At 50.6% G+C, this 24,279-nt stretch carries 20 protein-coding genes; 14 read left to right on the top strand and 6 right to left on the bottom strand.

Annotation, left to right across the window (positions count from 1 at the left end; all coding sequences use genetic code 11):
• Nucleotides 1-819, bottom strand: an 819-nt coding sequence (locus HOK28_01425) for a hypothetical protein (GenBank protein MBT6431719.1), incomplete at its 3' end; no start/stop codon positions are given.
• A 175-nt stretch (nt 820-994) separates the two neighbouring features.
• On the opposite strand from HOK28_01425, the gene HOK28_01420 reads away from it, so the two are divergent.
• Both HOK28_01420 and HOK28_01415 read left to right on the top strand, forming a co-directional pair.
• Complete coding sequence (locus tag HOK28_01420) at nt 995-1,759, top strand: hypothetical protein (protein MBT6431718.1); 765 nt, start codon at nt 995-997, stop codon at nt 1,757-1,759.
• 410 nt (nt 1,760-2,169) lie between these two features.
• On the top strand, nt 2,170-2,961 hold the full coding sequence (locus tag HOK28_01415) for a hypothetical protein (protein MBT6431717.1): 792 nt from the start codon (nt 2,170-2,172) through the stop codon (nt 2,959-2,961).
• Nucleotides 2,962-3,716: 755 nt separating this feature from the next.
• Here HOK28_01415 and HOK28_01410 read toward each other — a convergent pair.
• The gene (locus HOK28_01410) at nt 3,717-4,556 is read right to left on the bottom strand and encodes a redoxin domain-containing protein (protein ID MBT6431716.1); all 840 of its coding nucleotides are present in this window, start codon (nt 4,554-4,556) and stop codon (nt 3,717-3,719) included.
• Nucleotides 4,557-4,568: 12 nt separating this feature from the next.
• Between HOK28_01410 and HOK28_01405 the strand changes: the two genes are divergently transcribed.
• On the top strand, nt 4,569-4,868 hold the full coding sequence (locus tag HOK28_01405) for a hypothetical protein (GenBank protein MBT6431715.1): 300 nt from the start codon (nt 4,569-4,571) through the stop codon (nt 4,866-4,868).
• Here HOK28_01405 and HOK28_01400 read toward each other — a convergent pair.
• Complete coding sequence (locus HOK28_01400) at nt 4,800-6,581, bottom strand: VCBS repeat-containing protein (GenBank protein ID MBT6431714.1); 1,782 nt, start codon at nt 6,579-6,581, stop codon at nt 4,800-4,802. The two genes, HOK28_01405 and HOK28_01400, sit on opposite strands and share 69 nt — an antisense overlap.
• Before the next feature lie 45 nt (nt 6,582-6,626).
• Between HOK28_01400 and HOK28_01395 the strand changes: the two genes are divergently transcribed.
• From HOK28_01395 to HOK28_01360, 8 genes are all read left to right on the top strand, one after another.
• Nucleotides 6,627-7,496 (top strand): hypothetical protein, encoded by an 870-nt coding sequence (locus tag HOK28_01395; protein ID MBT6431713.1) that lies wholly within the window; start codon nt 6,627-6,629, stop codon nt 7,494-7,496.
• Nucleotides 7,497-7,609: 113 nt separating this feature from the next.
• The gene (locus HOK28_01390; protein ID MBT6431712.1) at nt 7,610-9,790 is read left to right on the top strand and encodes a hypothetical protein; all 2,181 of its coding nucleotides are present in this window, start codon (nt 7,610-7,612) and stop codon (nt 9,788-9,790) included.
• A gap of 63 nt (nt 9,791-9,853) precedes the next feature.
• A complete protein-coding gene (locus tag HOK28_01385) occupies nt 9,854-10,618 on the top strand; it encodes a polysaccharide deacetylase family protein (protein ID MBT6431711.1) in 765 nt (254 codons plus the stop codon).
• A gap of 80 nt (nt 10,619-10,698) precedes the next feature.
• Nucleotides 10,699-11,166 (top strand): hypothetical protein, encoded by a 468-nt coding sequence (locus HOK28_01380; GenBank protein MBT6431710.1) that lies wholly within the window; start codon nt 10,699-10,701, stop codon nt 11,164-11,166.
• A 66-nt stretch (nt 11,167-11,232) separates the two neighbouring features.
• A complete protein-coding gene (locus HOK28_01375) occupies nt 11,233-11,430 on the top strand; it encodes a hypothetical protein (protein ID MBT6431709.1) in 198 nt (65 codons plus the stop codon).
• Nucleotides 11,431-11,612: 182 nt separating this feature from the next.
• Nucleotides 11,613-13,253 (top strand): hypothetical protein, encoded by a 1,641-nt coding sequence (locus HOK28_01370; protein ID MBT6431708.1) that lies wholly within the window; start codon nt 11,613-11,615, stop codon nt 13,251-13,253.
• Between the two features lie 49 nt (nt 13,254-13,302).
• Complete coding sequence (tsaA, locus tag HOK28_01365; GenBank protein MBT6431707.1) at nt 13,303-14,139, top strand: tRNA (N6-threonylcarbamoyladenosine(37)-N6)-methyltransferase TrmO; 837 nt, start codon at nt 13,303-13,305, stop codon at nt 14,137-14,139.
• On the top strand, nt 14,136-14,741 hold the full coding sequence (locus tag HOK28_01360; protein ID MBT6431706.1) for a DUF938 domain-containing protein: 606 nt from the start codon (nt 14,136-14,138) through the stop codon (nt 14,739-14,741). The genes tsaA and HOK28_01360 overlap by 4 nt, the downstream gene beginning before the upstream one ends.
• Here the strand turns inward: HOK28_01360 and HOK28_01355 are convergent.
• Complete coding sequence (locus HOK28_01355; GenBank protein MBT6431705.1) at nt 14,738-16,399, bottom strand: SpoIIE family protein phosphatase; 1,662 nt, start codon at nt 16,397-16,399, stop codon at nt 14,738-14,740. The genes HOK28_01360 and HOK28_01355 overlap by 4 nt on opposite strands.
• A 45-nt stretch (nt 16,400-16,444) precedes the next feature.
• On the bottom strand, nt 16,445-18,076 hold the full coding sequence (locus HOK28_01350; protein ID MBT6431704.1) for an FAD-binding protein: 1,632 nt from the start codon (nt 18,074-18,076) through the stop codon (nt 16,445-16,447).
• 151 nt (nt 18,077-18,227) lie between these two features.
• Here HOK28_01350 and HOK28_01345 point away from each other — a divergent pair, with 151 nt between their 5' ends.
• Nucleotides 18,228-20,861, top strand: coding sequence for an amino acid permease (locus tag HOK28_01345; GenBank protein MBT6431703.1), 2,634 nt, complete (start codon nt 18,228-18,230; stop codon nt 20,859-20,861).
• A gap of 26 nt (nt 20,862-20,887) precedes the next feature.
• Here HOK28_01345 and HOK28_01340 read toward each other — a convergent pair whose 3' ends face one another.
• On the bottom strand, nt 20,888-23,053 hold the full coding sequence (locus HOK28_01340; protein MBT6431702.1) for a hypothetical protein: 2,166 nt from the start codon (nt 23,051-23,053) through the stop codon (nt 20,888-20,890).
• A gap of 155 nt (nt 23,054-23,208) precedes the next feature.
• Between HOK28_01340 and HOK28_01335 the strand changes: the two genes are divergently transcribed.
• Together HOK28_01335 and HOK28_01330 are read left to right on the top strand one after the other, a co-directional pair.
• Nucleotides 23,209-23,826, top strand: a complete 618-nt coding sequence (locus HOK28_01335; protein ID MBT6431701.1) for a CBS domain-containing protein — start codon at nt 23,209-23,211, stop codon at nt 23,824-23,826.
• Between the two features lie 58 nt (nt 23,827-23,884).
• On the top strand, nt 23,885-24,279 hold a 395-nt coding region (locus tag HOK28_01330), incomplete at its 3' end, for an FAD-dependent oxidoreductase (GenBank protein ID MBT6431700.1).

Raw genomic sequence — 24,279 nt, 5'->3', positions numbered from 1 at the left:
GATCCGCGTACAAACGGGAGGATTACCAAGTTGAGAAAAGCATGCAGTACCCGGTACGCATACTCGAGAGGTGGTACAAGCCTGTCCTACTTGAGTAACCTTATCTAGGTCTTCTTCCTGAGGAGATTCGAGGCATCGATTACCGCCAGTAAAATACGCACAGTGCATACCCTCGTCACAGCTGCTTTCAGTAAGGGAGCATTGGTCGTGGTGCTCCCCGAGGAACATAGCAATATGAGGTGCTTCAGATTTCCCGGCTGATTCGCAAACGGCCAGTTCTTTTTTCTCTCGCGTCTCATAAAGAGACTGCAGGCTGCTGAGCATTCTTCGTGTGAAATAGTGTGGCATCTTACAGCCTTCTGCGGCTCCAATCAGTGCGTCGGCGAAGTAAGTTGCTTTAGGGTCTGCGCAGTCGGTGCCATCGGCTCCGCGGCAGACGAGCTTTTTATTGTTTGCGGCGCTAAGACATTTTTTGTGAACACACTTTGAAATAAGAGCCAGTCTTCGAGAGGTGTATTGCAGGACGTCGATGTCGGGATAAGCGGCGTAATTTGGCAGTGCAGGATACTTGTTTTCAATTTTAACGAGGTCTTCAACGCCATCAGGTTTTTTGGGCGCGAGCTCACTTAGAGCCGCGGTACAATAATGTTCGGCCAATTCTTTGGCATAGCCTAAATTTTGTTCAAGTTGTGCTTTGGGCTTACAGGTCAGTTTACCGATATCAATCTCATTCTTAGACTTACCGCTCGTGCATCCTGAACCGACCAGTAGGCAGAGTGCTAAGAGAATCATGAAATGTTGAGATAGGATATTTTTCATAGCGCTTATCTTTTCTGAATCAGAAGTTTAGTTCGTAGGACCTGTTGGTTAAACCCTGCGAGGGATCCACCATTGCTGTCCCTATTGATATAATCTGAAGGCACTTCGGTGCAACTTCTCGGGCTTGCACTTGACTGCACCGCCGCCTCACATCACCATAGTAAGAGGGAGCCCGATGATTCGAACATCTTCACGCAATTGGTATATATTCTCAGCCTGTTTTTTTACGGTTTTGGGCTGGTCTGTCGTCACCTCTGCCGCCGAGCCGGTTGTAGGATCATGTGACCTTCCGATTGATGTAAGAGCGACTTTGGTGGCCGAGGAGGTTCCGGAGTGGTCGATTGCGATGATTTATAACCGTGAAAATAAACACAACGGTTCGTTTAGTATCAACAAGGGCAAGAATAGGGTGATGCCAGGAGTCACGCTGGTTGGCATTTCAAGTCTTTCGGTGCTCCTCAAGACGCGGAGCGGATTGCAGCGATGTATTGCCAAAGGACACCGTTTTAAAGAGGCGCCGAAAGGCCCCACTGAAGAAACGCCGCGTCAGGCTGGCCGGAGATTTGAACCGACCGAAACTGAAATTTCTGAAGAGGCTGAGGCAGTACTTCTGCAATTTACTAAACTCACCCACGATAAGAAGGCGAGCAAGCCCGGCGAAGACAGCCCCGGGATGTGGTCCGAGTATGCAGCCGGCATGGCTAGAAAAAAGGCGGGAGAGGGTGGCCACGGCTTCAGGCTCGAGAAGTTAAAGAAGGACACGCTCCTCTATGGCATGGGCTTACGAAGCTTTGACATTGTTAAAACTGTAAACGGTAAAACCTTCGATGACCCGGCCAAGGCTATGGACTTACTCCAAGGCGTATCTGATGAATCCGTGATGAGTGTTGTGGTCAAGCGACGCGGTAAAAGTGTGAAAATTGATGTTCAGCTGGACTAGCGCGAACATATAGATCGAGATCATCCAAAATTCATAACTTACCTAATAATGTATAGGATTTTAGCTCCATACGGCGCCGAGTTGATCTATCTATTGGATTTTAGGATCTTTTTAATGCGTTGCGACACTCCGAAAGCTGAATGTTGGCGAAGAATATGACTCAAAGTTACCAATATTATGAATTTTTTGATTCATAATTCGTTCTCTTTTCAACCAAATTTCATTTTAATAATGAAGTTGAATTTTTGAAAATCTTCGGAAACAAGCGCGACCTATATAAGTGGTTGAATATATTACGATAAATGGAGGCTTTATCTTCTCGTGATTTAGCACCCCTCTTTGGCACGTACGTTGCTTACCTTTTAAGTGCTGAGCGAACTGGCACTCATATTTTACAAGGGGGAGCAGCCATGAAACGTATCTCAACATTATTTTTAACTGTGTGTTTAGCAGGCAGTTTTGGTCTAATCGGTTGTTCTGGAGAAGAAGCTCCAGAAATTGACCGCGTCGACCTGAACGACCGCTGCGATTATGCACTATCTACAATCCTTAACTCAGACGAACTGATGGCATGTGAAGTGGCATTTGAAGTTTGTGCCGACTGGGAACTCCAAAACCTAGTTTCGCAGTTCGAGTGTGACACCGGTGAAAAGACCGAAGGTTGCTCGGAAGAAGGCCGTCCAGATGTAGACGACACCTGCTATGCACAAATCACAGTGATTCAACCACCTGAGAACAGCCAGTATTATACCGATAACGGTCTCTTCTCTTGCCCAGGAACCAACTGGTGTGGACCTGGTGATTTACACACTGATAACGTGCCTCCAGCGCACTGTAACGATGCAGCCTGTCGTCGACACGATCACTGCGATAACAGAGGCCAAGTAGGTCATACATCATCAACACTTCTTTGCGGTTGCGATAAGAAAATCTATGACTCGTCGAGCTCTTCAGTTCACTGGTTGTCGAACGCAGCGATTGGCGTAACATTCTGGGGCTACACACCATGGCCTTGTTTGGGACGTGACACAGTATGTACCAGCCGTAACTGGTGGGGCAGCTGCCGAAGCACTTCATATCGCTGGGGACACCGATACTGGAACAAGTATGCAGGTGAGAATCAGGAACACTACATTGCTGACCCAATGGGTATCAGCGCAAGTAGCAAAGGTTCTGACCAGACTCACTGTGCTCAACAATAAGAAGTTAGTTTGAACAAATAGAGCCACTCTCCATATGAGAGCTTAGGTTAGCCAGCGCCCCGCCGGGAATGACGAAAGTCACCCCGGCGGGGCTTTTGGTTTTTGGGTAGGAGCGCATCATTTGTATGCGCTTTTTTGTTTTTGATGAGACTCTTTCGTAAGTCATTTTAATGCGAGAGTCATCGATTTGTCTCAGGTTGAGAAGAGAGTTTTGACCCGACCGATTCATAATTCCTATTCGTTTGGTCCAAATGTCACTTTTCCCATGAGTCAAAATCTTCGCATTTAAAAGCCGCTGAGCCAGTGCGTGCCCCCTAGGGGCTTGTGAAGATTGAACTTTATTTATCGTTCTAAGATTTCAGCGAGCACTTATTTTTGGAACGTACGTTTCGCTGGGGACAGCGATTCTGGAACAGGTACAGCGGTGAGAATCAAGAATACGACTTGGCTGACCCAATGGGCATCAGCGCAAGCAGCAAAGGTTCTGACCAAACTCACTGTGCTCAACCATAAGAAGTTAGTTTGAACCAATAGACCACTCTCCGCATGAGAGCTTAGCCAGCGCCCCGCCGGGAATGACGAAGGTCACCTCGGCGGGACTTTTGGTTTTTTAGCGAGGCAGGATGTTCAAAGCACCGACACTCTAAGGCGGGCTTCTATCGAGGGTTGGCAGAAGGCAACTGGCGCCGAGTGTAAGCATAAATGTTAAGTTGGATTGCGTGACTAAACACTGACCTGACGGATGGACTTAGCTTTTACTGAAGACCGGACCAATCAAAGTTGGCTCCGAAGAACTGCCTTAAAGGTGCGCCTTGTGAACTTAACACCAGGCTGACCGGAATCTCCACGGCCGATTCAGGTAAGTAGCGTTCAAAAAACTCCGGCGTTCCAATCACGGTATCGATGCCAAGAGTTTTAGCAGTGGTTTGCACAACCTCTAGCTCGTCCATTTGAAACGACATGTAGATGACACGGTGTGTTTTCTCATTGGCCTTTGCCCAGGTTTTGAGAGCGGGGATTTCTTTTTTACAAGCGGTGCACCAGGGCGCCCAGATGTTGACGATGACTTTTCTCTTATCACCCACTCTTACGAGCGCCTCATCTTTGCCGGCAGGGCGTTTAAAGGTCATGTGCTTGGCCTGATCGACAAGTGTACTTACAAGCGGCTCAGAACGGTTAAGCGGCGTGCTCGTGGGCCCGGAATCGCGGTCGATGGTCACAAGCTGGTTCGCTTCAATGCCTTGGTAGGTTACGCCTATGCCACTTGGCCATTTTACTGAAACCGTAATGGGAGAGCTGCACTCGCCTAAACCAAACTGAGCCTCAAAGGGGCTTTGTGCCAAGAAGGAGTGGCCGGCCGTGATCTGGCGCACTTGCTGCTTCGTACCACATTGAAGGGTGACCAAGGATCCAATGGCATCCGGGTTTTGACCTTTTTGCTTAAGCTTCACGGTGAGCGCCCCGCGACTGGTTTTTAAATCGTTGCGCAGCACTTGAAGGCTTTGTGTTTGTAAATTGCGAATTACAAGATCGGGGTCACCATCTCTATCGAAGTCGGCCGCCACCACGGTGCGGGCGTCAAAATTAAAACCCAACCCTGCCGCAAAATGAGTGTAGATGAATCTGTCTTGTTCGCGGGTAAAGAGCCGGTTGATTTCTCTTCCGGAAAAGCTTTGAGCCTGATCGCCGCCGGTTCGCTGAGAGCCGCCGCCAAAGAAATATTTATAGTCTTTGTCTTTTCGAAAGAGCCTGTCCTCTTTGGGAGCGAGCGCATCGATGTCTACTTTTTCACCAGATTTTTGCGGGATTCGGACGACAACCTGCCGCCAGTAAAGGCTTCACAAATCTTTGGTTCGGGTGCCCGTGTAGTAGCCGTTGGTTTGGTAGATGTCCTCGTCGCCATCTAAATCGTAATCAAAAGCAATGGCGCCCCACGCCCAGCCGCCATCGCGAAGCTGGTAGGCACTTGTTGCATCGTTTTGCGCGCCCGGTTTGGGGTTTAGAAAAAGATTGTTCCCGCCAGCTGATGCGAGCAAAGCATTTTTCACTTCGGGAGACTGACGCTCAGCAAAAGGGACGATGCGGTTTCCTGCATTGGAGAACATATTGGATACATAAAGGTCCAGTGCTCCGTTGCCATCCACATCGGTCCAAATCACGCCCATCCCCGCGCCCGGGTGGGCCAGATTGTACTCGCTGGCAGACTCTCTAAAGGTTCCTTGACCATCGTTAATATAAAACCGGTTGATGCCCCAGTCGTTGGCTACATAGAGGTCAGGCGCGTTGTCGCCATTTACATCCGCAAATGCCGCTGCGTAGCTCCAGTCGGTTCCGCCAAGGCCTCTCGTTTGAGCCTCCTCGCTAAACACGCCTTTCCCATTGTTGATGAGAAGCAGGTTCTCACGGCCATTGTTTGCCTCTACAATGTGGTTGGCAGGCTCTTTCATAGAGTTTCCATAACCGCCAATGAACGCGTCGAGATCCTTATCGCCATCAACATCTATCACCGCGATATGGGTATATTGAGACACGAAGGACTTACCCTGAAATGCCTCGATGGTGTTGCGTACGAAGATACCATCTTCTCCTTGGCGATAAGACTGCACTGGCCAAGCCGTTTCCGGGGTGAGTGTCATATTGGCAACGAGCAGGTCTAAATCCCCATCGCCGTCAAAGTCCGCAAACACAACGCCTCGGCTGTTTCCTGCGTCGGCCACACCCAGCTTGCTTGCTTCTTCAGAAAAGCTCCCATCTGGGTTTTGCATATAGAGAAGATTGGGACCGCTTCGGGCCACATAGATATCGAGTAATCCATCGCGGTTCACGTCTACGGTGCTTAAGCCGCCAAAGTCCAGGTTACCGGCAGCGCCAAGTTTTAAAGGAGAAAACCCCTCTTCATCAAATTTCCCGCTGCCAACAATGGACTCCGTGATGTCGCTAAAAAGCTCTTGCGGGCTATCTACAAGATAACCCTCCAGGATTTGGAAGCGATTGAGGTTGTTTTTCGAATCGAAAGCAAGCTCGAGTGTAAGGTGCTCTTCAAGTACATGGCCAAGAATATCAAAGCCCGACAAATTAAGAGTCGTCTGGATGACTTCCTGTGCGCCTTGAGGTTCATAGAAGTGAGTGTGGACATCACAGATCTTTATCAAACCAAACATCTTAAAGTGGTCGCGAAGCGCGCCGGTAAATTCTTTCGCACTCACCGAGGCAACCACTCCTGTATTCAGGTGCTTAATTCCCATCGGTTGTTCTGGTTGTCCAAGCGGCAATTGGGGGTGGGCGCTTAGGTTATGTGAGACCGTCTCTTGCGTTTTGAGTTTATCAAACCGCTGACCCAGGGTGAGTGCCTTGCATAAATCTTTTTTCAAAAACCCTTGAAGGGTACTGGCTCTTTTTTCTCGTTTCGAACTCTCGTCGACCCAGGCCTGCATCTTCTCAAATTGGTCGCGCTCATTCTTCATTTTCGCTTGATGTTTTTGCTCGGGCGTAAGCTCCGGCTGGGAATTGCATCCAGCAAGGAGGCCCAAGAAAGTAAGGCTTAGTAAAATGAAGAAAAGTGAAATGCTTCGTGATTGAATCATGGCTAAAGTGTACTCTGGCCCAAGGGGTTGGTACAACAAATGCTCCGCGTTCTAAGGGCTGATTGAGTTGGATAAAAATCGATGACGAAAACTTGGTCTAAAATAGTGTCACACGCGAAGATGCTTCGCTGGGACCGGGTTAAAGTTGCCGACGACGAGGTGCCCCTTCCGATAGTTCTCGATGAGGTTTGGCAGCCAGAACGAGCGCACTTAGAAAGTTTCTTAGAGATCTGCCCGGGTTGGCGACACTCAGAGATACTGCCACCGACCTATCCACAGGTGGCATTGGCCGGTACCCACCTCGAGGTACTGGCGCACCGCTGCTTTCCCTACAACCCGATGGGTATTGTTCATGTGAGTAATCGCATTGATGTCCTCAAACCATTGCGTGTGGATGATGGCCCATTTGACGTTCGGGTCTGCTTAGAGAATTGGCACCCCCATCGCCGCGGCCGCCTCTTCGATATAAGTACCCGCGTTTTTCAAGACACGAGACTGGTCTGGGAGTCGGTGGCTACAGCACTCGTGATGAAGCAGAAAAAAACTTCAAGCACCGCTCGAGCATCTTCACCTATTGCCCCGCCGAACTTAAATGCTCAACCAGGCGATACCATCTCGGTACCCGAAGATTTGGGTAGGCGTTACGCGCGCATAGCCGGTGATTACAATCCGATTCACCAGCGGGCCTGGATGGCTAAACCGTTTGGGTTTAAGCGAGCGATTATTCACGGCATGTGGACTTTTGCTTGGGCCGTCCATGAGCCTGCCTCCCGGTCTGAGCCGGGGCCAATGCAAATGATGGGCTACTTTAAACGACCGGTCGCATTGCCGAGTGAGATCTGGCGCGAGATCAAAGAGGGTTCAGATAGATCCCAGGATATCACTATTTACTCCCAGCCGAGTCCAAAGGCCTGTTTGGAGATCTCTCTTTGTCTGGCAAACCCTTCTTAGAGATTGTTTAGCAACTTCTTTTTTTTTAAGACGATAATGATTGAAAGCCTCTTTCCTTTTGGTTTGGGGCTCTCAACACTACGAATATCAATAGACAATATTGGAGGCTTACTATGCCATCGATACCTTTGCGTGCCGGTTTTCCGGTCTCCCACATGCCGCGATTCACTGATTTATCAACGCGTTTACCACCCAGGGCAGTGCCGGTATCCCCATCACCGCGGTATTTTGTAGACGATGCCTATGTGGCCGGCCGAGTGCGAAGTACAGCGACCGCGCTGCCGGGATTACCAACTTCACCAAACCCCGATTCAAGTTCCTATCGGATCCCGGGCTGGGCGGTGGCGGGTACTCTTTTGGGAGCAGCGGGCGCAAGCTATGCACGCAGCCCTGAAAATTTTAGCATAACACCCAGCGAAATAACCGGTGAACTCTTCAAGCCACATGCTTGGAAACAGAAAGTACAAATTGGTGAATATCTAACCACGGCGGTAAAGCTTGAAGAGAAACTGATGAAGGCTGAGTCCAAAGCTATTCAAGACGACCCCATTCGCAGGCAGACCACCGAACGCTTAAGTCAAGATGGCTCGAGTGTCGCTTGGCTGGACGTCAAAGGAGTGTTGGAGGTGGGCGCGAAGTCTGGCGCAAAATTCCCCATGCAGTGGGTTGCTCAGGGCGACTTTGGCTTCAGTGGTGAGGGTCTGCTTTCTTACCGCGTTGTAACGCCCATCAGTGCTAAGCTCGCTGACGACCTATCCGCCCACATCACCGCTGGTAGCTTGGTGCTGCCAACGACTCAAAGCGAACTCCTGGCAATGGAGCCAGGCGCTGAGTTTGAAATTGTGGGCCATGCAAAACTATCCGGTCAAGGCGGCTTGAAAGCACACGCCACGAAGATTGGAGAAGTCTTAAAGTCGGGTGTCCGGGCCGAAGCGGGCGCATCCGGAACGTGGCAGGGAAATATAAAAGTACGAATCAAACGGTTGCCCGGTGTGGGCCGATTGGAAGTGACTGTTGAACAAGACACTCAGCAAAAAACAACTTTGGCCGCATCTCTTCAGGCATCCTTAAATTATCAAGAAGAAGCGCTCAAAAAATGGGGAGACGATAATCTTGGTGCGGTTGCTACGAAACAAGGCGAAAAGAAACTTAAGGCTTGGTGGTCAGCTCACGAGAAGACGGCGTTAGCTTTTAATAACTCAAACCACCACGCATCGAATCAGCTAGCCCGATTTGTGGTGGATACTCAAAGTGAGACAGGACTCAATGCTTATCACTCTCTGCTGACTTTAAATCTCGATCATGCGGAAGCTCTAAGCCAAGGGCCTGGTCATTTTGTCGAGTCTTATCGGAGTACAGACAACCTAAGCGAGTATGACTCCAAGACTAATTTTGATGTAGCTGGATATAAGATTTTACTTTCCCGGGCTTTAGAAGCAGAACGGATGAAAGAAGTGAGGCGTGATGGTGAGGTGGTTGAGCTTGTGCGCGGCCATGAACTCTCGATGACCGGTGGTAATTTCATAAGTGGTTATGAGAATATTAAATGGGGTGCGGTTACAGCATACGATACGCAAACAAAAAGCGAGACCACTTTCTACAACCTACTTTACTCAAACGAGGATCGCGTCACTCATGATGACGAGGTTGATAGCCTCTTTCGGTTCGCGAAGGCTTTAAACGTCGATTATGAACACGCTACGCGCCATGAAGTAGATGATTCGTGGAATATCTTTCGTTGGTTCACCTCTGATGACAATACCCAGGTGGATGCAGATCTGTATTTCTCACAAGACGGCGTGGAGCAGGTGGTGCGCAGCTCTTCAGATGAGGCAAGACGAGCTATTTTTCGTGGTTGTGCCAAATTCAATCCAAGACTTGAAGGTCTTGAAAACCTGTCGGCGCAAGAATTTGAAACGGCTTTGGAGTATGCCGGTGAATACCGAGACCTACAAGACGCCATGAGCGGTGAGCCGGGAGCAATCATGGTGAGCGATGATTATGTCTCGCGCCAGTACACAGCACTTACGGGACGCGACCTTTTTGTCGATATCGACGCCCTGGAGGCAGCTCAAAGTTTTATGCTGCACAAAGATTCCCTGGCGGCCGATGCGAGCGAAGATGCACAGCGAAGATTTTTTGTTGAGCTTGGCCGCACGCACCGTTTTAGATTTATGCCGACCATTCTAGCCTTGACCAGTTTGGCTGGCCGAGAAAACTTGATGGTTAATGCTCTTGGGATGCACGGTGACAAGATTGATTTAGATGCTAAAAGTGAGGGTGCTCTCGTTTAAGGCTGGAATCTGTTGCGCTGCATGCTCGGGCTGTCATACTTTTAGACTCTGATGGCAGCGGCAATGAACCCATTTGTTCCAGAAGACGTTTCTGGGCGAGCGCTTCGCATGCGTAAAGCAATCTGGTCACTCCAGGGCCGTATCGGTCCGCGCCGGATTATGAAGGCTTTGTTTCCAGCACCCTCCATTAGTTTTTTCGATGTGAAGAAACATCCAGGTGTTCAGGGCTATGTTGGCCTCACCATTGATGATGCTTTTTGCTCGCCGGATAGAGCGCCGTCTTCGATGATGGGAGATGTTCGCGCCCTGCTGCAACGTACCGAGGCCAAGGCAACTTTCTTCGCCATGCTCCAAGGTTTTCGGTTCATCGATGACCCGTCGATTAAAGAGCTTTTAAGCGATGGCCATGAAATGGGAAATCACTGCGTTGCCGATAAGCCTTACGATAAAATGTCAGAGTTCGGTTTTGAGGCAGCCCTTGAGAAGACCGGTGAGTCGATTGAGGCGCTTCAAGGTTTTCGGACCCCTTGGTTTCGGGCTCCCCACGGCAAATTAAGCGCTGTCATGAAGCGTGTGCTCGAAAGATATGGCCTGATCAACATCATGGTCGACTGCTACGCCAATGATCCCCATATACCCGATGCGCGCTATCTGGCAGATTTCATTCTTCGCTACGTAGAAGATGGGTCGATTGTGCTTTTACATATGCCTGAGCGTGGTTTTCGCGAGTGGAATTATGATGCGTTGGCCCGGGTGCTCGATGGACTGCGGCAAAAAGGCCTTAAACCGGTCACTATATCTGAGCTTTATGGACGCGCTGCGGCTTAAAAAATAAGTACATTTCACTTTCATTTGCCCTTACCGAGGCTTTTACGAGTTGTTAGAATTTCGTTCGAAGGAGAACGCCCATGTTCCAGTTCCTTAGAATACCTATTGTTTTGACCGGATTGGCTGGTCTCGTAGCTTGTGGCAGCACACAGGCTGGCGAGGGTGGTGAAACCGAGCAAACTCCCTCTACACCCAGCAGTTTACCGGCAGATGTTGAGCTTTCGGATGCATCGCCCATTGAAGATGGCGTGTACGAAGTGCGCGGGCCTTTGTGTGAGACCACGGGAAGAACCCCTCTTTATGATGGGCTGCACGAGCCGGTGGAATGGCACGATTTCAACTATCTAACCAAGCGAACCAAAACCATCATGGGTGATCGCTGGTATGAGATTTACGAAGATGATGATTGCCGGTTGGTCATCACAGGGGGAATCGCGCTGAATGAAGGCGGGATTTACCAGGAGACGAAAGAGCGTTCCCATTTTTGGAAACCGGCGAGGTGTTCGTTTACAGCATCCTATACGCCGCCCGAACTTACAACCGGCTGACAACGCCGTGACTCTCAGTTTGAGAGTCAATTTAATCAAGATCCTTCCAGTGTACTTGGCGCCGTTTTGTCCGAGGTCTGGAACCCGTACCATGAAGTTTTTAACGACGATGAAGACACTGCGCCGGAGGAAGCCTATTTGAATGTAGATGCCAGTTATCAGCTGACCACTCCTGATGGTGTGGCAGTAGACTTTGGCTGCTCGGCCGGTGACCACTTATTTTTCGAATGGGATAGATTAGGTGATGCGGTTATTCCGAATTAAAAGCCTTGTCCTGTTTTGATAATTTTTGAAAAGCGTCTCTTTTAGGAGGCGTTTTTTTTTGCTTCAAAGCATATCTTTTCACCCTGGCCGCCTGGTTTTAGGGTTGTTAGCTTTCGCCACCTGCTCGGGGGGATTCCGAAGCATTCGTGGAACACAGCCATGTTCACACACGGAGAGGAAACATGATGAAAAGTTTTAGCGCTTGCCCGGCGTGTTGCGTTTTCATGACGGTCGTAGCTCTCGTCGCAGCGGGGCACTTGGTGGCCTGTGCAGAGGCGGGAACAGGCCACGATACGCAAATAGGATCCAGTGATTCAGCCAACCCATCCGCTTCGGATGATGTGGATTCGTTAAATGAAGAATCAGCCAGCTCGGATGTAAATGATTGCACCTCCTGCGGAGAACATCAGAGCTGCGTCGATGATGCGTGCGTGTGTGATGAAGGCTTTCAAGATTGTGATGGACTTGCGGAGAATGGCTGTGAAACCCAAGGCGAGTGCTCTTGTGAGACAGGATCCCAGAGGCCCTGCTATCACGGACCGGTGGTTACCCAAAACGTTGGAGCTTGCGTGGGCGGAGTGGAAACTTGTGTAGGCACGGGGTGGAGCGCCTGCGCCGGTCAGGTACTTCCCACTGAGGAACTTTGTGAGCCCAATGGCATCGATGAGGACTGCGACGGTGAACTTGATGAGACCCAAGATGTTGACGGCGACGGTTGGTCTGTTTGTGATGGTGATTGTTGTGACGATCCAGCCACTCATTGTGCACTGGCACCCGCTCTTGTAAACCCAGGTGCTTTTGATGTGGCTGGCAATGGTTTGGATGACGACTGCGATGGCACAACCGATAATGAAGTGGCCTCCGACTGTAGCTCAATGATGATTACGGAGGCGGTGACGGGTGAAGATCTGATGATGGCCATGGACCTTTGTCAGTTCACGGAAGGTCATCCGGACATTTGGGGAGTGATGGATGTAGAGCTTACCCAGGCAAGTGGTGAGGGCAGCCCGCTTGATTATCAGTCAGGAGTTTTGGAGGGCCTGGGAGAGGGCAGAATGCCACCGATGAGTCACACCACATTGGCAGTTCTTTCATCAGGAGATGCAAGAGGTGTAGGCGACCCCGGTTATACATCGAATATGAGTGATGGTGATTCACAGGACTTAGGCCCGGCAGGGTATTTGGAAGCTCATAATTATGCGTTGGAGACGACCGATGCATGTCCTGTTTCACAATCCACGTTTCACGATACGGTCCAGCTCAGTGCGCGCATTCGCGTACCGACCAATGCTCAAGGCATTAAGTTTCAATTTCGGTTCTTTACGTACGAGTTTCCGCTCTATCTCTGTACGCAGTTTAATGATTTCTTTCTCGCTCTTTTAAGCAGCGAACACCCGGCAATTCCTGATGATAAAAATATATCCTTTGATGCGGCAGGCAACCCCGTGTCCGTTAACAATGCCTTCTTTACCACGTGTAATGCGCTGACTTGTGGAGATCCAATGACGAGCTATCTCTTGGCTCCCGACTTGGACCAAGATGGTTGCGCGGATTCACTGAGTTGTAACATGGAGACCAATCAGTGCGAGACAGCTCTCGGTGCCTGCCCGGATGGCTCTCAAGATCTTCAGGCATTTACGGAAAACATCAGTGACGCCGGAGCTACAGGCTGGTTAACGACGACGGCACCGGTCGTTCCGGGCGAAGAGATAACACTTAGTTTTCATATTTGGGACACAGGAGATTCAGCTTATGATTCATTGGTTGTCATCGATAATTTCCAATGGCTTCTGGAGCCTACTGAATTGATCACTAAAAATTAAGGCCGAGTGTGTTGCATTCCGAAGGGCCACCCATTAAGCCCACGTCTGTATGAACGCGCAAGAACCATATAGCTTTGAGCCAATAGGCTATTTAAAAAGCTGCTTTCAGGCACGCAATGGAACGCCTCGCCAAGCGGGACTTGCCCCAAGTGCAAAAGCCACCTTAACGCTCACCTCAAGCCATCTGAATAATCCGGCTTTTAGCCTTGAAGGGCTCGAAGGATTTTCTCACGTGTGGCTGATCTTTGTGTTTCACCTCGACCGCCATGCTCAAGATTCTTTGGGAGAAGAAAAGGCGCGAGGAACCGTGAAAAGCAAGATAGCGCCGCCAAGGCTCGCAGGCGAAAAGCTCGGTCTTTTTGCGACACGAAGCCCTCACCGGCCCGTTCCCATCGGTTTAAGTTTGGTAAAACTTGAAAGCATCGAAGGAGAGACACTTACTTTCGAAGGTGTGGATTTGGTGAGCGGCACGCCCGTATTGGATGTGAAGCCTTATATTCCTACCTGGGATGAGCCGACCCGACTGCAAGCAGATTATGAAGAGCACCGGCCGAAGGTGCTGCTACCGGATTGGGCTCAGACGCCATCTATATATGAACATGGGTTAGAGGTCGCTGTTTCTGCCAAGGCGGCCCAAGCGCTGGAGACAACGCTGGCGGATGAGCGCTTAACCGGTACTCTCTTGCCTACGAGTGAAGCGTTTTTATCGGTGCTTGCGCAGCTTTTAGCAGCAGAGCCGCGTTCACGTTACCGCCGAGACATCTGCTCCGACCGGCTTTATTTTGTAGAACTCGATGGCCTTCATGTCACGGTTTGGTTTGATGGCGAGCCCGGTCAGGAAGTTGCAGAAGTTTTAAGAATCAAACCCGTAGAGGTTAAGCAGTGAAAAGGTATTCACCAGCATTTGAGCGCAACCGAGATCCTGTTTTGCAACTTCTTCAGAACTGGACACAGGGGTATCACCGAGTTCTTGAGATAGGCAGTGGGCCAGGACAACACGCATGTTATTTCGCTGAGCATCTGCCCCACCTTGTTTGGCAGCCGAGCGATGTTGAAGAGTATCTTCCAAGTATCGAGCAGTGGCGCGAAGATGAATGGCAGAGCAATCTAAAGACACCCCTGCATGTAAACTTGTTGGATGCCTCTTGGAGTCAAGGCAGTGCCAGGGGCTTCAGTCCAGACTTCATCTTTGCCATGAATGTGGCTCATATCGTTTGTTACGAGGGAGTTGTAAGCCTTGTTGAAGGTGCGGGCGGCCTGCTCAAGCCTGGAGGACGCCTCTTCTTTTATGGCCCCTGGCAGATTAAAGGTACTGCGCTAGAACCAAGCAATGCCCAGTTTGATGAGCGTTTAAAAGCAACGATTCCTGGAGCCGGTATTCGTGAGTATGACGCAGTTCTGGAACTCGCGCAGGAGCAAGGCTTTAAAGCCGGCGAGATGGTTCGCATGCCGGCAAATAATTGCAGTTTTTACTTAGAGAAAGTTTAGCTGTCGCAGCCAAAAACTAAGAGAGTGATATCATCGTGTTGGACGCCATTGCCGATGTGAATGTGAACATCATCAATGATTCGTTTACCGAGGTCTGCCGTGGGTAAATCGGCCTCCGCATTTTTTACACACTCTGAGAGTCTCTCGTCACTGTACATCTCATCGTGTTCGTTCATCGCTTCGGTAATACCATCGGTGTAGAGCACAATACGCTCGCCCGGTTGCAAAGTGACACTGGTTACATCAAATTCCCAGCTGCTACTGACTCCAATTGGAATTCCGCCATTGTCCTCGGTGATGGGTTCTTCGAGCTTACCTGAGTTGCGACGTACCAGCGGTGACATATGCCCAGCGGTTGCCATGGTGACACGGCGCTTATTGGGATCTAGGATACACACAACCATGGTTACAAAGCGCCCAGGAAGACGGGCCGCACACATTGCGATGTTGATATAATTCATCGCGTGCCCAAGATCTCCCGGAGAACTGGCCAATCCAACTTTAGCCTCACTCGAAGCTCTTGCCATCATCAGTGCTGCCGGCACACCCTTACCCGATACATCAGCAACCATCAGAGCAAAGTTTCCGTTGGGAAGCTCCACCACATCGTAGAAGTCTCCTCCTACATGGCCGGCAGGTTCATAAAATGCCCACGTTGAAAAATTGTCGATATGAGGCAGAGCAAAAGGAAGGAAGCCTTGTTGTACTTCGCGAGCAAAGCTTAACTCTTGCTCTACCTTCTTTTGTTGCAAGCCTTGCTCATACATATCGGCTTTTTCGATAGCCATTGCAGATACGGCTGTGAGGCTTGTGAGGACCTGTAGATCTTCTTCGGTAAGAGATTTTTCAAAGTCTTGTGTCTCAATTTGAATAACACCAAAACCTTCACCGCCGGTGGCAAGCAGAGGTGCGCACATCACACTGCGAGTACGCATATCAACCATCGTTTCACTGGTTGCAAAGCGAGCATCGGTGGAAGCGTCGGCGCTTAAGATGGCTTGCTTTTCTGAAATGGCGGTGTTGATAACAGTTCGGCTAAATTCAATGGAGTGGTCGTTTGGATCTCGGTGATAAATCGAGTGGACGTAAAGCGCTTCTTGTTCGTCCATCAAGACGAGTATCGCCCGGTCCGCTTCGGTAAAAAGTTTCATCAGCGAGTCGAGAATTTTAGGCAAGAGGTCATCGATGTGAATCGTCTGACCAATGGCTTCGTTGAGTTCGAGAATCGCTCGGAGTTTTGCCTCAGGCTGGAAACGTGCGAGGTTCTCAGCACTTTGCATAGCATCGATGCGGCTTAATACCGTGCTATCCACTGTATCAGGACCAGAGATAGGCTCCTCGAGCATCATCAAATCACTCGTGGTGGGTCCGGATTGAAACTCCATGGTCGTACTGCAGATGCTGACTCGGTCTCCATCTCGAAGGAGTGTTTGACCTTCGATTGCAAAACCGTTGATGGAAGTTCCATTGCGGCTCTGCAAGTCGACTAAAAGATAGCCCTCTGGGGTCGACATAATTTCTGCATGCTGGCGGCTGGCCGCTTCTTCGGGGATGACGACGTGGCAGCTCGGAGAGCGACCCATCGTGGTGATTGAGTCCACCAGTTGGTAGCTGATACCGGCATTCTTTCCGCCGATGATTCGAAGTTTGGCTCCCATTGCTTAAAAATTAGCACAATCTGGAGTTCGGCTAAACGCTGGGAGCTATTTGCTGTGGATTTGTTCTTCTTCAGCGCCCAAGGATTCAAGGCAGGCATCTGCGGAACGCATTCCGTCAATGGCTGCGCTGGCGATCCCGCCGCCATAGCCCATACCTTCACCCATTGGATAAAGGCCCGAAATCCCTGCGGCTTCGCGGCTCTGGTGGTCTCGCATGACCCGAACTGGTGAAGCGGTTCGAGTCTCGACCCCGATGAGCTTGGCCTCTTCGGTAATAAACCCGCGCATTTTTCCATTAAAGCGCGTGAGGCCTTGTTTGAGTGCCTCGATGACGGGTTGTGGATAGAGCTTTTGGATAGGAAAGGGCGTAAGACCTCTGCGGTAGCTGGTGGCAGGAAGATCTTGGCTGGTTTTGCCGTCCAAAAAGTCGGTGACTCGGCTACTGGGCGCTACGAATTCACCGTTGCCAGCGTTGTAGGCCTCTTGCTCGATTTGTTCCTGAAAGTCGGCACCGGCAAATGTGCCCGTAAACCCAGCTTTTTCAAAGTCTTCTGGGGTCACAGTCACAACGAGTGCGCTGTTGGCGTATTTTCCAGACCGGGCGGCGTGGCTCATTCCGTTGATACAGAGGGCGCCGGGGCGAGTTGGTGTGGTAACAACTACACCGCCTGGGCACATACAAAAGGAGTAGACTCCTCGGGCATCGGCCTGCTTCTGGTTGTGGACCAATTTGTAATCGGCGGCCGGTAAAAGTTCGTTGTCTGCTTCATGCCCATAGCGAATCTGATTGATCAGTGGTTGTGGGTGCTCGACTCTAAAACCCAGTGAGAAGGGCCGGCATTCGAGTTGTGCGCCTCGTTGTTCTAGCTTTTCCCAAACGGTTCTGGCGGAGTGGCCGGTCGCTACAAAAACGTGCTTGCTGTCAATTGGGTCACCAGCTGAAGTCACCACACCTTGAATTTGGTCATTTTTGACCGTGAAGTCCTCAACCCGGGTATCAAAGAGAAAAGTGGCTCCCAGGTTGGTGAGGTGCTCTCGCATGGAGATGAGAAGTTTGACCAGCTTGTCTGTACCAATATGGGGACGGTTGTTGATCAAAATATCGGGATTCGCACCATGTCGAACGAAGGACTCGAGAAGTCTACGAAATCTGGGATCATTGACGCGGGTGTAGAGTTTACCGTCCGAGTAGGTACCAGCGCCTCCTTCACCGAAGCAGACATTGGATTCGGGGTCTAAAATGCCCTTGCCGTAGAGTTTACTAATATCCTTGCCGCGGCGCTGGACATCTTTACCGCGCTCGATGATCAGCGGTTTGAGACCGGCCTCGGCTAGGTTCAGCGCGCAAAGAAGTCCGGCGGGACCCGCACCAACAACCACAGGAGCCGGACCAGCTGGTGCTTGGGAGAGCTTAAAGCGGCTGAACATCAGGCTTTTCGGCGCAAATGCGATCTCTTTCTCAATGGCTTTTTGACCAATGGCTTCTGGAACTTCACATTCTACAACATAGAGATAGCGTGGCCGATTGCGCCTGACGTCTAAAATTCTACGGGTAATGATTAAATCAGACACCACCCCAGAGGCGTGAGCCAGAGATTCCACCTTCTTTACAAGGGCAGGCTCGGGTGTGATGGCCTCTTGAAGGCTGATTTCCAGGTCCCGAAAACAAATTCGCATGGGAAGTCTCTTTGTATCGTTTGTGATGCTCGTGGCTTAACTGTACTAGTGTACCAGAGCTAAGCGAAGATCTAGAGCGTTTTGCTCGCGAATAGCCTGCTTGTTCGTAATGAGCAAGATACTCAGAGCAGTCATTGAATTCGGAGAAATAATGAAGACACTTGAGAGGCGGCTGGGACTTGCGGGCGTTGTAACCATCAGCATCAGTGCAATGTTAGGCAGTGGTGTATTCGTTTTACCAGGTCTCGCCGTCTCTATGACTGGTGGATCGGCCTGGCTTGCGTACGCCGCGGTTGCCCTTTGTGTCTTACCGGCAGCTTTATCAAAGGCTGAGCTTGGCAGTGCGATTCCACGTTCGGGCGGCGCATACGTCTATATTATGCAAGCTTTCGGACCTTTGATTGGAACGACCATGGGCTTGGGTCTGTGGGCCTCACTGCTTCTCAAGAGTGCATTTGCCTTGATGGGCTTTGGTGCTTATCTCGAAATGGTTGCCCCGGAGCTGCCCATTTTAATGGTGAGCTTGGTTTTCCTCGTGTTCATTGTTGGCATGAACATCATGGGTGTGAAGAAAGTTAGTAAAGCCCAGAGCGTGGTCGTCGCGATCAGTATGATCACGTTGGGCGTTCTTATCGTTTTTGCGATTCCACATGCCGATGCATCCAGACTTTCTCCATTTTTACCAAATGGCCCTATGGGTTTTGCGGAAACCGTTGGTTTTGTGTTTGTTGCCTATGCAGGTGTGACCAAGGTCGGTGCTATCGCCGGTGAGGTGAGTAATCCTGGCAAAAACCTGCCTCGCGGTATTTTGCTTTCTTTACTTATTGTGACCGGAATTTATTGTCTTGCGGTCTTGGTCCTCTCGATGGTCTTGCCTACTGAGTCTTTAAGTAAAGATATTCGGCCGATTTACTCTCTGGCGGTTGCGGTTGGTGGCCCTGGAGTTGGCGTCTTTGTAGCTTTTGTGGCCGTTCTTACAATGTGCAGTATGTCTAATGCTGGACTATTAGCCTCTTCGCGATTTCCTTTTGCGATGAGCCGGGACCAGCTCTTGCCGCCTGCCTTTGGTGAACTTCATAAGGACTACCTAACCCCTGTTTGGTCGATTATCATTACTGGGATGGTGATGGGGGTGACCATTAGTTTTCTCGACATCACCAAGATTGTGAAACTGGCCAGCGCGTTTAAAGTATTGGCTTATCTTTCATGTATTATTTCGCAACTGATTATTCGAGAGTCGAAGGCTGGTTGGTATCGGCCTACATATTGGTCGCCGCTTTATCCTGGCATCCAAATCTTTGGAATTGTTGTATGCCTCGGGCTCTTGTTTGCCATGGGCATGATGGCTGTTTATGCCTTGGTGGTGATCAGCACCTTAGGTGTTTTGCTCTACGGTATTTATGGTCGCAAGCGCACCACAGACCGGGGTGTCCTCTCCAAGATGGGCAAGCGCGGCGACTTATCGCCCCCTCTTCTTGATACGAAGGTTCAAGAAGTTGGCAGCGTTATGACTGAAGATGCTGCTGCATTTGTGGCTCTGATTGACCGCGAGCGAAGTGTAGAAAAGCTCACGGAGATAGGTACTGCTTTATCGGGTGGTAAGCGAGTCGAGGTCGTTCACATCACTGAGGTACCAAATCAGACAGCTCTCGATGAGGTTCTCGACGAGGAGCCGAGAGTGGTCTCCATGCGTAGGCGCGTTTTGGCGATGCGTGAGACGGACCAAGTTGATGTGAAGTTCGACCCCATTGTTTCGCACGATACGGTTGCGAGCCTCCATGATTTGAGTTTGCAGATGCACTGTGAGTGGTTGGTCATGAGCTATAAGCCGTTTCGGTTCTTCAATCCGCTCGGCTGGCTTTACAACCATTTGCCCAATGACTTGGCCATTTTTAAAGACGAAGGCATTCGCAATATTCGCCGTATCATGGTGCTTGCTGAGCCAGGCCCGTTGGACCAAGTCGTTGCGGAAGCCACGCATCACTTGGCCCGCTACTACGAGGCATCCGTCACTTTTGTTTATTTTGTCCATGACAATGCAAGCACGACAGAGAAGCAGTACGTGGGTGATTACCTCGACCAGGTGCAAAGCTTATGCGAGACCCCGAGTGACGTGCTGATTCTTCGTGGTCAATCTGAGGTTGACGCTTATGTGGAGACAACGGAGCACTTTGACCTATTTGTCCTGGGCGCACGTCCGCACAGTTCATTGCGAAACGTCTTTCTCAAAACAACAGAAGACATTTTAACGGAGCAGTCTGTTTGTTGTGCTCTCTTACTGAAGTCTCCCCGGGTTGGACCTAAAGCTAAGCCTGAGCCATTGCCGCCATTTGTCTTTATGGATCACATCAGCGCGCCGGGGATCGTGCTGCACTCTGAGGTTCAAGAAAAGTTGAATCTTTTTGAATCACTGGCGAAGCGGTGCGGCGAGCTCGTGGAAGAGGCGGATACAGGAAAAGTTCTCTTGGGTTTAAGCGAGCGAGAGGCGGCGGGCAACACAGGTGTAGGCCATGGGGTTGCGATGCCACATGCGACCGTGCCTGGTTTACTGCATACCCACTTGTTCATCGAAGTTCTCAAAGAGCCTATGGCTTACAATGCCCACGATGGTGCGCCCATTGATATTGTCTTTTGTACAATCGGCCCTGCTGAGCACCGTCATAACCATCTACTTCTTATTTCTACGATATCTAGATTGATTCTGGAAACGACGCTGCTCACTCAGCTTCGTGAAGCAAAAGACTCGGCGGAAGTGATGTCATTGTTTAAGAGAAGCTTGGTCTAGGGAAGCAGGAAAGCCGGAAGTTCAGCTTAGAGACGAAATGACTTTAAGCCGTCTCGAACAAGCTTAGATTGGCGGTTGGACTGCTCCACTGCCATGGATAGGTTATCTGCACTTGCATGGTGCAAGTCTGAGAGGTGCTTGAGCTTATCAACAGCTTTAGAAACGCTCTGCTGGTTTCGAACTTGGTCTGTGTTGAAGTTTGAAATCAACTGAATCTGCTGGAAGATAAAGCTAATGGCTTTGATTGCTTCCTGGATAACGCTCATCTGCTGCTTAGCTGTCGCTGTTGCGCGGCTCATCTGAATACGCATCGTACGAATGGATGCTTCCAGGTCGCGGCTTTCATTCTTCTGCGTACCCACAACTTCTCGAACCCGAACAACAACTGAGTGAACTTCACGCATGGCGTTGCTAACCTGCTTGGTACCAGCAGCTTGGCGGTTCATTGCGCTTGAAATCCGTTCAACGAGGTTACCTGTTTGGTTGGTTGATGCCACGATTTGGCTCAAGACCTCACCGGCAAACTCAGCACGCTTCACGCCTTCGTTAACGGCGCGAACCCCGCGTTCAACAACCTCAATCGCACCTTCGGATCCATCGCGAACCTCGTTGATGATCTTCGCGATTTCACGGGTACTGCCGGCTGTTCTAGAGGCGAGATCTTTGATTTCGTCCGCTACAATCATAAAGCCTCGGCCAGCTTCACCGGCATGCGAGGCAATAATCGAAGCGTTCAAACTCAGGAGTCGAGTACGGTTTGAAATGTCATCGATAACATCAAGAATGTGCTCGATAGACTCTGTCTTTTCAGAGAGGAACCGAATGGAGTTGGCCGATTCGTCGGAGTTGGTACGGATGCGTTGGATAGCAGCCATAGACTCTTTGAAGGCCTCCACGCCGGATTCAGCCTTGGTAGCTGCTTCCGTAGACATTCGAAGTGCCGTTTGCGTATTGGAGTCCACGTTACGGATGTTGTCGGCGATCTCAGCCGTGGCCGTTACAGTACCCGTGGCTGTCTCTTGGAGCTGGTTAACAGCGCGGTCAACTTCCCCAAGAATCGAGATGTTACCTTCCAGGTGACGCCGCGTTTGGTCCACCGATTTACTCAACATCTGCATGGAGCCGAGAATATTCTCGATAGAGCGCCGAATACCTTGAAGCCGCTCGGTACTGTCGTTGACTGCCCGGGTTGCTTCACCGATTTGGTTTTGCACACTGGTGGAGCTGCTGGCCATGGCTTCAATTGTAGAAACCGTTTGGCGAATCGCATGGCTCTGCTCGATCGCGTCCTCAGTGATTTTACCGCTTGATTCTTCCACGCGCCTTGCCGCGTTTTCAAACTCGCGTGATGCACCTTGGGCATTAGCAATCGACTTTTTGAAATTTCGCCTCACCAAGTTCATGGCTTTGCCGACTTCGTTAAACTCGCGGCTACCCCGCTCGGTGAAGGGCTGTGTTAGGTCACCCCCGGCTAAGCCAAGAGAGTAGAGGCGAAGAAAGTCGAGTCTACTCGTGAAGCTGGTGGAATACGTGAGTAAAAGAATGCCCAACAAAAGTAGACAGGGCAGCATGGACAAGAGCGCAATTTGATTGCTCGCATCGTCGAATACATGCCCGGCAAATGGGGAGTATGAGATGAAAAGATTGGCCTGAACATTACGCGTCCGCCCCGGCTCCGGAGCAGCTTCTTGCTCTGGAACAATTGCCGTTGCATCTGCCTCGGCATCGACAACTGGTTCAGGGCTTGGCTGAGCTTTGTCGAGAACTTCGAATAAAAGTGAAACGCTGTGCTCCAACATCGTCGCCGAGTAGTCGATGTCTTCAGAAAAATAGTTCGATGCAATGGTTTGGCGCTCGTCAGGTGTTGAGATGCCAAGTTCCACTGCGCGGTTACCATTGACGGCCCAGCCAACGACTTGTTGATTGCCGTCAGTGAGAATCACGTAGTCTACCTGCGGATCCATCGTGACAAAGCGCTTCATCAAGCCTTGCAGCCCTGTCTCATCTTGAGCCTGCACCAGTTGACCTACCTCGTAGGTACTCTGGATCGACTGGCCGATGATGGCTGTGCGTTTTTCAAGGGATGCTCTCGTCATCTTCTCGGTGGCCTGTGTGCTGACAAGCCAAGAGAATCCACCGGTTATGGTGATTGCTAATAAGAGCCAAATTACTAAACGTATACGAAGCTTCATGCCCCCGCCTCGGTTAACTCTGCGTAAAAACGAAGAATGTTTCCACATGATTTTGTATCAGGATCTGGGCCCAACTCCAAAGTTCGGAGCGATATCCTTGCAGGAAAGAGCGTAAAAACTACAAATGTGCTACAATGTAGGAGGAGAAGAAAGCCATGCCGATTACCAGACTTTCATCAGAAGTTGAACGCAAGAGCGCCCGGGTGAATCGGGCTGAGCCGTCCAAAGTTGCTGGAATCAATGACAAACGTCGAGTCGAAAACGGCGGCGGGGGCGGCGGTGGGCCAGGGGCCAATGTTGCCGGGAGGCGCGCCACAAGGGCTTATGCAGCAGGTCGACGGGGTTCATCCTCCCGGCCCGTGGTTTTGGCTAACCAGATAATGACTTCTCCTATCCGATCGGTTTCCTCCGTTCACACCATTGCCAGCGTGAGAGATTTTCTACGCGATGCGGGTCTCAAGCATCTTCCGGTTGTTGATGAGGGTGGAAACTTGGTTGGCCTCTTGACCGACCGCGATCTTTTACGAGGCTACCGGCTCGATTCTCCGACTAAAACTCCTTTGCCCCCGACGAGTCCCGTGGGCCAATTGATGCAGACTGGAATCATTACGGCGACGGATGACACAGAGCTGCGGGATATTGCTCAAGCGATGGTCAATGATGGTGTTCGGTGTATTCCGATTCTAACCGGCGATACATTAGTCGGGATTATTACGGCAACGGATGTTTTAAAATGCGTGGTTGCAACCGGAACTCTTGACGGCTGGCTCTGAGCCACTTGCCTGTTGGACTTCAATCCAATAGCTCTTCAACTAGCAAGAAGGAAAACGTATGTCTGAGCAAATTCAAGTTCACAGGTTTGATGTTGTCGTTGTGGGCGCGGGACCAGCAGGAGCTCATGCAGCAGGCTCAATGGCGCGAGCTGGCCTGGAAGTAGCGCTGGTTGATCGAAAAGCCAAAGGGCATGCCGGTGCCCAGTGGCTCAATGGCGTGGCACCGTGGATGATGGACAAAGCGGGTGTACCAAGACCTGCGTCTACCAAGGGCAAAGAACGAGGCCCTATTTTCTCGATGGCGGTCCCAGGTGCTGAGCGCCGGGTACGAATCGTTGATAACCCTGTACTCGACGTGGATATGCGAGAGCTCGGTACAGAATTGGCCGATGCGTTTGAGGCGGCACCCTCTGCCCATCCGTTTTGGGAGCACGATGTTACCGGGGTAAACAG

The organism is Deltaproteobacteria bacterium, from assembly GCA_018668695.1.
In the GTDB taxonomy this organism is placed as follows: domain Bacteria; phylum Myxococcota; class XYA12-FULL-58-9; order XYA12-FULL-58-9; family JABJBS01; genus JABJBS01.
The sequence above is the reverse complement of the archived record's forward strand: the minus strand, read 5'-3'. Positions and strand labels throughout refer to the sequence as shown.

Excerpts from the sequence above, each read along its gene's own strand:
- tsaA (MBT6431707.1), top strand. The coding sequence starts at position 13,303 with ATGAACGCGCAAGAACCATATAGCTTTGAGCCAATAGGCTATTTAAAA.
- HOK28_01395 (MBT6431713.1), top strand. The coding sequence starts at position 6,627 with ATGACGAAAACTTGGTCTAAAATAGTGTCACACGCGAAGATGCTTCGC.
- HOK28_01415 (MBT6431717.1), top strand. The coding sequence starts at position 2,170 with ATGAAACGTATCTCAACATTATTTTTAACTGTGTGTTTAGCAGGCAGT.
- HOK28_01345 (MBT6431703.1), top strand. The coding sequence starts at position 18,228 with ATGAAGACACTTGAGAGGCGGCTGGGACTTGCGGGCGTTGTAACCATC.
- HOK28_01420 (MBT6431718.1), top strand. The coding sequence starts at position 995 with ATGATTCGAACATCTTCACGCAATTGGTATATATTCTCAGCCTGTTTT.
- HOK28_01350 (MBT6431704.1), bottom strand. The coding sequence starts at position 18,076 with ATGCGAATTTGTTTTCGGGACCTGGAAATCAGCCTTCAAGAGGCCATC.
- HOK28_01385 (MBT6431711.1), top strand. The coding sequence starts at position 9,854 with ATGAACCCATTTGTTCCAGAAGACGTTTCTGGGCGAGCGCTTCGCATG.
- HOK28_01405 (MBT6431715.1), top strand. The coding sequence starts at position 4,569 with ATGAGTGTAGATGAATCTGTCTTGTTCGCGGGTAAAGAGCCGGTTGAT.
- HOK28_01390 (MBT6431712.1), top strand. The coding sequence starts at position 7,610 with ATGCCATCGATACCTTTGCGTGCCGGTTTTCCGGTCTCCCACATGCCG.
- HOK28_01335 (MBT6431701.1), top strand. The coding sequence starts at position 23,209 with ATGCCGATTACCAGACTTTCATCAGAAGTTGAACGCAAGAGCGCCCGG.
- HOK28_01370 (MBT6431708.1), top strand. The coding sequence starts at position 11,613 with ATGATGAAAAGTTTTAGCGCTTGCCCGGCGTGTTGCGTTTTCATGACG.
- HOK28_01380 (MBT6431710.1), top strand. The coding sequence starts at position 10,699 with ATGTTCCAGTTCCTTAGAATACCTATTGTTTTGACCGGATTGGCTGGT.
- HOK28_01355 (MBT6431705.1), bottom strand. The coding sequence starts at position 16,399 with ATGGGAGCCAAACTTCGAATCATCGGCGGAAAGAATGCCGGTATCAGC.
- HOK28_01340 (MBT6431702.1), bottom strand. The coding sequence starts at position 23,053 with ATGAAGCTTCGTATACGTTTAGTAATTTGGCTCTTATTAGCAATCACC.